The organism is Nocardia mexicana NBRC 108244, assembly GCF_001613165.1.
Classification (GTDB): Bacteria; Actinomycetota; Actinomycetes; order Mycobacteriales; family Mycobacteriaceae; genus Nocardia; species Nocardia mexicana.
In genome coordinates, this window is the sequence record NZ_BDBV01000128.1 from 24,603 (window position 1) to 31,859 (window position 7,257).

Here is a 7,257-nt window from a genome sequence, read left to right on the forward strand (position 1 = left end):
GCAGAGCAGAATGACAACCTGCTAATCATCCGAAAACCGACCGGGGGAACCAAATGACCAGTCCGGACCGCATCCGTCGCAGCTTTCCCGGCATCAGCAGCCGCGCCTGGGAGCATCCCGCCGACCGCACCGCGCTCGTCGCGATGCGGTCGTTCACGGGGTTCGACACAGTCCTGCGCACGCTGTCGGGCCTGCTCCGCGAGCGCCAGCACCGGCTGCTGTACCTGGCCACCGCGGTGCGGGTGGACGAACGCCAGTTCAAGACGCTGTACGAGCTGCGGGCCGATGCCGTGCGGATACTCGACGCACCGGTCACGCCCGAGATGTACGTACTGCAGGATCCGACGGCGAATGCCCTCACCATCGGTATGGACGAGCCGTTCATCGTGCTCACCACGGGCCTGCTCGAGCTGCTGGATACCGAGGAGCTGCGCTTCGCGGTCGGTCACGAGCTCGGCCACGCGCTGTCGGGGCACGCCGTCTATCGCACCATGCTCATGCATCTGCTGCGGCTGGCGTCCGGAATCGGCTGGATGCCGGTGGGCGGCTGGGCGCTGCGCGCCATCGTGGCGGCGCTGATGGAGTGGAGCCGCAAATCGGAGCTGTCCGGCGACCGGGCGGGACTGTTGTGCGGCCAGGACGTCGACGCGTCGGTGCGGGTGCACATGAAGCTGGCGGGCGGCGCGATGGTGAAGGAGATGAACCACGCGGCGTTCCTGCAGCAGGCCGACGACTACGACCGCACCGGGGACCTGCGCGACGGCGTGCTGAAGCTGCTCAATCTGGAGCTGCGGTCGCATCCGTTCTCGGTGCTGCGGGCCGCGGAGCTGCGGCGCTGGATCGCCGCCGGGGAGTTCGACCGCATCCTCGACGGGCAGTACCCGCGGCGCGAGCACGACAGGAGCACCCGCATCAGTGACGAGGTCCGGGCGGCCGCCCGCGCGTATCGGGAGAACTTCGACGCCTCGGAGGACCCGCTCGTCCGCACGGTGCGCGACCTCGGCCGCGATGTCGGGGCCGCGGTGAGCACCGTGGGACAAGAGGTGGGTAATACCGTGTCGAAGCTCGGAAAACGGCTGGGTCTATGACAGGCTGATCGAGAAAGAAGCGGGTCGGGCTTACTCGTCCTCGACCTCGGGCGGGCTCTCGAGCAGGTCGATGATCCACTCCTCGGTGGCCGACTCCTCGCCCTCCTCGTTGGTCTCCTCGACCCGCAGCTGATTGTGCAGCCGCACGCCCAGCCCGAGCACCTGGGCCGCCTTCACCATCTCGACGGCCTCCTCCGGGGAGGCGTAGTGGGTGGAAAGCAGGCGCGGTCCCTCGTCGAGCTCGTCGGAGTCCAGCATCTGCGCGATCTCCGCGAATTCCTCATCGGTTGGCATGCGGTGCACAGTACCTCAGCGGGTCAACAGCCAGGCGACGATCACCAGCACCAGCAGCGCGACCAGCGCGAGCTGCACACGAGACCGCGGCATCACGCCGCCTCTTCGTGCAGCGGGCGCGCGGGCCCGGCCGCGGGCTCGGCATCACCGTCTGCGGCCCGGTCGCGGCCCAGCAACCGCAGCACCAGCCGCAGTGCGCGGTCGAGCAGGTACGCGATGGCGAGGCTGACCGGGAGCGCCCCGATCAGGACCACCAGAAACTGCGGAACGAACGGCAGGCCGGCGACCCACAGTTCGAAGCCGTCCCACCAACCAGCGATGCGTTGCACGGATCCAGCCTAATAGCCGACGAACCCGCGATGTCGGGCCGTCCCCCTCGGGGTAACGAGATCCCGGGCGAAAGCGTTGTGGACGCCGTGCGTGCGTGGGGCCGATGATGGCTGTATGTCGTCCTACGATGAACCGATCTCCGATGTCCCCGGCGGGATGACGCCGAACGATCCGCCGGTTCCGCGGGATGCCCTCGAAGACGTGCCCGATGCGGCCCTGGGCGCCGGATACCTCCCGACGGCGGCGGGGACGACGCACCGATCCGTCTACCCGCCGATCGACGACTACGCGTTCCTGTCCGACTGCGAGACGAACTGCCTGATCGCGCGCAACGGCTCGGTGGAATGGCTGTGCATCCCCCGGCCGGACTCCCCCAGCGTGTTCGGCGCGATGCTGGACCGCAGCGCCGGGCACTTCCGGCTCGGCCCGTACGGCGTGAACGTGCCCGCCGCCCGCCGCTACCTGCCCGGCGGCATGATCGTGGAAACCACCTGGCAGACCGAGACGGGCTGGCTGATCGTGCGCGATGCGCTGGTGCTGGGCCCGTGGCACAACAACGACAAGCGCAGCGGCACCTACCGCCGCACCCCGCGCGACTGGGACGCCGAGCACATCCTGCTACGCACCGTGAAATGCGTGAACGGCGTGGTGGAGCTGGAACTGACCTGCGAGCCGTCCTTCGACTACCACCGCGGCCTCGCCGACTGGCAGTACACGGGCGACGTCTACGAGCAGGCCACCGCCAGTTGCTCCGGCAGGCCGGAAAGCCCGACCCTGACCCTCACCACCGATATGCGGCTGGGCCTGGAGGGCCGGTCCGCGCAGGCGCGCACGCGCATGCAGGAGGGCGACGAGGTGTTCGTGGCGCTGTCCTGGTCGCCGCTGCCGCCGCCGCGCACCTTCGCCGAGGCCGCGCAGAAGATGTGGGCCACCACCGAGTACTGGCGGCAGTGGATCACGCTCGGGAAGTTCCCGGACCACGAATGGCGCGGCTACCTGCAGCGCAGTGCGCTCACCCTCAAGGGCCTGACCTACGCCCCGACCGGTGCGCTGCTCGCCGCGGCCACCACCTCGCTACCGGAAACCCCTGGCGGAGAACGCAACTGGGACTACCGCTACAGCTGGGTGCGGGACTCCACCTTCGCCCTGTGGGGCCTGTACACGCTCGGGCTCAATCGCGAGGCCGACGACTTCTTCGCCTTCCTCTACGACGTCGCCAAGTGCGACGACGGCGAGACGCTGCCGCTGCAGGTGCTCTACGGCATCGGCGGCGAACGGCAGATCGAGGAGTACGAACTCGACCATCTGCACGGCTACGACGGCGCGCGGCCGGTGCGCATCGGCAACGACGCCTACCAGCAGGACCAGCACGACATCTGGGGCACCATCCTGGACTCGGTCTACCTGCACGTGAAATCGCGTCAGCAGGTGCCCGAATCGCTGTGGCCGATCCTGGAGAAGCAGGTGCAGGCCGCCATCGAGCACTGGCGCAACCCCGACCGCAGCATGTGGGAGGTGCGCGGCGAACCACAGCATTTCACCTCGTCGAAGGTGATGTGCTGGGTGGCGCTGGACCGCGGCGCGAAACTGGCCGAGATGCACGGCGAATACGACTACGCGCGCAAGTGGCACGACATCGCCGACGAGATCCGCGCCGACATCCTCGACAACGGGGTGAACGCCGACGGCGTCTTCACCCAGACCTACGGCGGCGACACCCTGGACGCGTCGCTGCTGCTGGTGCCGCTGCTGCGGTTCCTGCCGCCGGACGACCACCGGGTGCGCAAGACGGTGCTGGCCATCGCCGACGACCTCACCGAGCAGGGGCTGGTGCTGCGCTACCGCACCGAATCCACCGACGACGGGCTGTCCGGGGTCGAGGGGACGTTCACCATCTGCTCGTTCTGGCTGGTGTCGGCGCTGGTCGAGATCGGCGAGGTGCAGCGGGCCCGGCATCTGCTGGAGCGGCTACTCGGCTACTCCAGCCCGCTCAAGCTCTACGCCGAGGAGATCGATCCGCGCTCGGGGCGGCATCTGGGCAACTTCCCGCAGGCGTTCACCCACTTGGCGCTGATCAATGCCGTGATGCACGTGATCCGCGCCGAGGAGTCGGTCAGAGCGGGCGATTTCCACCCGGCTCACCGGTCCGGAGGGATATAGCCTCCCGTCGGCGCGCACCGGATGGTCTCGAAGTCGGCCTGGCCGAACCATTCCGGGCGCGCCCGCTTGCGGGCCTGGAACTCGCCGTGCTGCGCCTGCACGGTGACCGGCTGCAGGTCCTCGCCGGCGTGGTTCTTGGCGGTGCAGGTGTAGGCCGGGGCGGCCTCCGCGGCAGGGGCGGCCAGCACCGATAATCCCGAGGCCAGTAATAGGGCGGCCGGTACTCCGGCCAGCAGTTTCGTGCGCACGGCAGCTCCCTCATCCAATAACACGTTCGGCCCAGCAACTTACCGCAGTTCGCGCATACCGGCAGGGCCCCTCCGTCATTCCGGCATACTTTCGGCCGGATTCAGGAAAGGCCTATGTCTTATGCGGCGTCGGCACGCTCGCGGACATCGCGCAGGCGGACCAGCGCCTTTTCGATCTCGGTGAGGCGGCGGTCGCGGCTCTGCGGCGAGTGCACGGCCGCGGCCTCCTCGGCGGCACGCAGCGATTCGTCGACCGAGCGCAGGGTCTGGTTGGCGATCTCGGTGAAATGGTCGCGCAGAGTGCGCTGCACATTGCGCAGCCGGAATCGCGATTCCTTGCTCACCTGGAAGATCACGTCGTCCATCAGCCGGCCGACGGCCACCTTCGCCTCCGCCTGCCGCCGGTCGCGGCGCATCCTGCGGTCCTCCCACACGGCCTGCACGCCGAGCAGGCCCGCGGCCGCACCCGAATACCAGTTCACCAGCGGCATATTCAGCAGCTGGGTGAGCACGCCGACCATCAGCAGGCCGCCGTAGGAGCCGCGCATGGCGTTCAGAACCGATTGGACGACACTGACTTTCGCGCTGCCGAGCGGTTCCAGCGAGGCCACCGGTTCGAGCACCTCGCCCGGATTCTCCAGCCGCATATCGGGTAGCGGCACGTCCCACTCGGTGTGCGGGAACTTCTCCGACACCTGCTCGGCCAGCTCGATCGAGCGGTAGTGGGCGATGACGAAGTTCTCCTCCACCGCCTCGCAGATGCGCGCGTCCAGGTCGGCGCCGAACTCGTTCCAGCGGCGGGACGGATCGCGGGTGCCGATCTCGGTCTCGGCCTCCCGGATCAGGGTGCGCAGCCGGTGCCGCAGGTCGTGCTCGATATCGGCCATCAGTTCCGAACAGCCGTCGGCGAGGGTGACCTGCCAGTTCGCCGAGCGCTGCCGCAGTTCGTCGGCGTCGGTGCGCGCCTTGCGCAGTTGCTCGGTGAGCTCGCTGCGGCGACGCGGATCGCGCAGCGTCTCGGCCTCGGTGCGCAGCGCCATCGCCAGATGGTCGGTGATGGTGCGGATATCGCGCACCGCGGCCTCGCGGGCCACCGCGTCCGCGCGGGTCAGCACGTAGTCGCGCAGGTGCTCGATCAGCTGCGGCACACCGGATTCGAGGTCGCGGCGCTCGTCACCGGCGGCCTGCAGATGCAGCGCCGCCGAGACCGGCGCGACGGCGAAGCCGAGGCCCGCCCCGTCGAGCAGATCCCGATTGCGCTGCTGCACCCGCGCCCAGTTCGGGAATCGGTCGATCTTGTTGAGCACGCACACCACCGTCGGGCACACCTGCTGGATGCGCTGCAGCAGCGCGATCTGCTCGGGCGAGTACTCGGATCCGGCGGCGGCCACGTACAGCACGGCGTCGGCGGCGGCGATCAGCGACCAGGTGGTGGGGGTGTCGGCCGGCGCACCGGGCGCGTCCATCACCACGAAGCCCTCGGCCAGCAGCGGGCTGGGCTCGGTGAACTCCGCGCGGATCACGCCCTCGGCGGCCAGTGCCGGACCCGGGTTCAGCGGATCGACCGCCTGGCGCTCGGTGCGGCCGCCGCCGATGGCGCGGACCAGGGTGGCCGTCGGCTGCGGGCCGTACTCGGCGATCGCGGGCACGCTGACCGGGCTGTCGGTCGGGCTGACGACCGTCCCGACCAGGCCGTTGACCAGCGTGCTCATCCCGTTCTTCGGCTCGCCGACCACGACCAGGCGCACCCGCGGATCGGCCACCCGGGCTCGGGACATGCCCAGGCGGGCGGACAGGTCGGCTCGCCCGGCGGCACGGGTCTGCTCGAGCAGCTCGTCGAGCAGCCCGAGCAGCGGCGCCATCGCATCCGGGTGCTTGGCGGCGGCAGCGTCCACCGCAGTCACAGCATGATGTGGTGGTCGACGGGGTGGTGCGGCTCGGGGCCGGTCGCGCCCGGCAGCAGCGGGTCGGACAGCGCGCCACCGTCGGCGGCGAGACCCACGTGCTGGATCGGCGGCCACATCGTGGTGTCGTGCGCGGTGTCGTACGACGCGTGGTGCGGTGCGGCGTACGAATCCGCTTCGTAGCCAATCGGTTTCACCGGATTCACGCCGTTGGGCGATGAATCCGCGGTGGTCGGCGGCTTCACCGGAGTGTGCGGCTGCGTGTGCTGCGGCTGCGTGTATTGCGGCTGCGTGTGCTGCGTCGGGGCGCCGCCGTCCAGATCGTCGGGATCGGGCTGCACCGGCCTGCTGATGCTGGGGACCGTCGGAGCATGGCTGGGCATGGTAGTCGGCGCGGACGCGCTCGGCTCGTGGGAGGGCAGATCGCGAGTGGGGCTCGCGCCCGGCCCGTCGTGCGTCGTGGGCAGGTCGTGCGTCGTCGGCCCCGTGGTCGGGCCGCCGTCGGTGGGCGTGGTGACGCTCGGACCGGCCGTATCGGATCCGGTGGGGCGGTGCGCGCCGCCCGGCTGACCGGAGTCGGTGTCGCGCGGGCGGGTCACCGTGGGCGCGACCGTCGCATCGTCGGTGTCCTGCGCGCCGCCCGGGTTCGTGGACGTGCCGGGCTTGGTGGTTTCGGGCCGCGTGGTCTCGGGTCTCGTCGCATCCGGCCGGGTGGTGCCCGGCTCCGTGGACGGCGCGACCGTGGTCGACTTGCCCGGGCCGAATGTCGGCAGGCCAGGCTTGCTCGGATCGGCGCTGTGCGACGGCGTCGTGACGCCACCGGAGGTCGGGCCGGTGTGCGGGGAGGTGGACGGGGTGCCGGTCAGCGACGGGGAGAGCGAGGTCGGCGAGGTGCCGGACCAGTCGTCGCCGGTCCCCGTTCCGCCGTGCCCGGAACCCGGCTCGTGCCCGGGAAAGCCGTCGAACAGCGAGGGCACGGCGCCGCCGGGGGCGATCAGCGGCGACAGTCCGGGGTGCACGTTCAGCACATCGGCGATCGGATTCCAGGCCGCATCCGGTTGATGGCTCGGCTGTATCGGGGTCGCGGCGACCGGCTGCGGGATCATCGCGGCCGGAACCGGCGGGGGCACCGGGGCCGGAGCCGCCGCAATCGGTTGCACGACAGCGATATTCGACGCCGGAGCGGGAGCCGCGATCGGCGCGGCGGCCACCGGGGCGGGGGCCACCATCGGC

At 70.2% G+C, this 7,257-nt stretch carries 7 protein-coding genes; 2 read left to right on the plus strand and 5 right to left on the minus strand.

All coding sequences use genetic code 11. The features are described 5' to 3' along the window. Nucleotides 1–53: 53 nt before the first annotated feature. Nucleotides 54–1,088, plus strand: coding sequence for a M48 family metallopeptidase (locus tag NM1_RS37960; protein WP_068032028.1), 1,035 nt, complete (start codon nucleotides 54–56; stop codon nucleotides 1,086–1,088). Nucleotides 1,089–1,118: 30 nt separating this feature from the next. On the opposite strand, the gene NM1_RS37965 is transcribed toward NM1_RS37960, so the two are convergent. Both NM1_RS37965 and NM1_RS37970 read right to left on the minus strand, forming a co-directional pair. Further along, nucleotides 1,119–1,382 carry a hypothetical protein gene (locus tag NM1_RS37965; protein WP_147288866.1) on the minus strand — a complete coding sequence of 88 codons (264 nt, stop codon included), beginning with the start codon at nucleotides 1,380–1,382 and terminating at the stop codon, nucleotides 1,119–1,121. Nucleotides 1,383–1,474: 92 nt separating this feature from the next. Continuing rightward, nucleotides 1,475–1,711 (minus strand): hypothetical protein, encoded by a 237-nt coding sequence (locus tag NM1_RS37970; RefSeq protein ID WP_068032030.1) that lies wholly within the window; start codon nucleotides 1,709–1,711, stop codon nucleotides 1,475–1,477. 115 nt (nucleotides 1,712–1,826) lie between these two features. On the opposite strand from NM1_RS37970, the gene NM1_RS37975 reads away from it, so the two are divergent. Then, nucleotides 1,827–3,872, plus strand: coding sequence for a glycoside hydrolase family 15 protein (locus NM1_RS37975; RefSeq protein WP_068032033.1), 2,046 nt, complete (start codon nucleotides 1,827–1,829; stop codon nucleotides 3,870–3,872). On the opposite strand, the gene NM1_RS37980 is transcribed toward NM1_RS37975, so the two are convergent. The 3 genes from NM1_RS37980 to NM1_RS37990 all read right to left on the minus strand — a co-directional run. Next, complete coding sequence (locus tag NM1_RS37980) at nucleotides 3,851–4,120, minus strand: hypothetical protein (protein ID WP_068032037.1); 270 nt, start codon at nucleotides 4,118–4,120, stop codon at nucleotides 3,851–3,853. The genes NM1_RS37975 and NM1_RS37980 overlap by 22 nt on opposite strands. Before the next feature lie 119 nt (nucleotides 4,121–4,239). Continuing rightward, nucleotides 4,240–6,024: a P-loop NTPase family protein gene (locus NM1_RS37985; RefSeq protein ID WP_255286274.1), complete on the minus strand. Its 1,785-nt coding sequence runs from the start codon at nucleotides 6,022–6,024 to the stop codon at nucleotides 4,240–4,242. Beyond that, nucleotides 6,021–7,257: hypothetical protein (locus NM1_RS37990; RefSeq protein WP_373864096.1), on the minus strand; the 1,237-nt coding region annotated here is incomplete at its 5' end. The genes NM1_RS37990 and NM1_RS37985, both read right to left, overlap by 4 nt.

Bases quoted from the DNA above. Each gene is read 5' to 3' on its own strand.
- NM1_RS37960 (WP_068032028.1), top strand. From the start codon at position 54: ATGACCAGTCCGGACCGCATCCGTCGCAGCTTTCCCGGCATCAGCAGC.
- NM1_RS37965 (WP_147288866.1), bottom strand. From the start codon at position 1,382: ATGCCAACCGATGAGGAATTCGCGGAGATCGCGCAGATGCTGGACTCC.
- NM1_RS37975 (WP_068032033.1), top strand. From the start codon at position 1,827: ATGTCGTCCTACGATGAACCGATCTCCGATGTCCCCGGCGGGATGACG.